Raw genomic sequence first — 1,272 nt, forward strand, 5'->3', positions numbered from 1 at the left:
GATCGGTACGGGCGGCTGCGGGTGCGTGGCGCGCGGTGCGGCTTCACACCGCACGCGACGCTGTTCCGCGCACTACATGAAGGCCAGCCTGTACAGCCCGCCGGCGATCGCGGCGCCGACAAGCGGGCCGACCACCGGAATCCATGCGTAGCCCCAGTCCGATCCGCCCTTGTTGGGCAGCGGCAGCAGCGCGTGCACGATCCGCGGCCCGAGGTCGCGCGCCGGGTTGATCGCGTAACCGGTGGGGCCGCCGAGCGACAGGCCGATGCCGACCACGAGCAACGCGGTGAGCAGGATGCCCGTGCCGTTGAGGGCCAGGCCCTTCGTCATGCCCTGGGTGAGGATGAACAGCACCAGCACCGCGGTGGCGATGATCTCGGTGAGCAGGTTCTGTACCGGATTGCGGATCTCCGGGCCGGTGGAGAAGATGCCGAGCACCGGGCCGCCGGGCTGCGCCTGGTTGCCGGTGGCCGGTCCGGCCGGGTCGGCCTTGGGCGCGGACTCGGTGCCGGTCGCGGTGCTCGTCGCGGTCGCGGTGCCGGGCGCGGAGGTGGGTGCGCCCTCGGCCGGTGCGCCGCCCGGCGTGCCCACCACCGCGGGGTCGGTCAGGTGCGCGTGGAACTGCCCGAGGTAGGCCGCCCAGACCAGCACCGCGCCGATGATCGCACCACCGAACTCGCCGATCAGGTAGTACGGCATCGTGCTCCACTCGCCGGTCTTGATGGCGATGCCCAAGGTGACGGCCGGGTTCAGCTGGCCGCCCGAGTAGCCGTTGGCGATGTAGGCACCGCCCAGCACCGCAAAGCCCCAGCCGAAGGAGATCGCCACCCAGCCGGCGTCCTTGGCCTTGGAACGTTTGAGCGTCACCGCGGCGCACACGCCGCCGCCGAGCAGGATCAGAACGGCGGTACCGAAGAGCTCGCCGATGACTATGTGGCCGTTGGACACGTCGACTCCTTTGTCCCAGTCCCTGAGCCGCGGCCCGACATCCGTCCGTTGTTCGACATTGTCGACCGCAGGTCGAAAGTCTCGCCCGCTGTGATGACCAGGTCAATAGCCCTGTGATGGAGCAGACTCCCGTCCCGCCTCAAGGCGGGCCGGGCGGGCCGCTCGGAACCGCCCCGAACCGCCCCGGTTCGCCCTGGCGGGCACGCGCAAGGGCCGGGTCCCCGGAACGGCCCGGCGCCGGCCCGGACGGCTCCGGAGGTCCCGCGGGTGGGCCCTGACCCGCACCTGACCCGCACCTGACCCGCCCCGACCCCGCCTCACGCC

The 1,272-nt window shown here is 71.9% G+C and carries 1 protein-coding gene; it reads right to left on the minus strand.

Going from position 1 to position 1,272, the window contains the following annotated elements; translation table 11 throughout:
* Positions 1-72 precede the first annotated feature (72 nt).
* Positions 73-948: an MIP/aquaporin family protein gene (locus tag AC13HU_RS37385; RefSeq protein WP_483046454.1), complete on the minus strand. Its 876-nt coding sequence runs from the start codon at positions 946-948 to the stop codon at positions 73-75.
* Positions 949-1,272 lie beyond the last annotated feature (324 nt).

The sequence above is a fragment of the Streptomyces sp. NH27 genome (genome assembly GCF_056859195.1).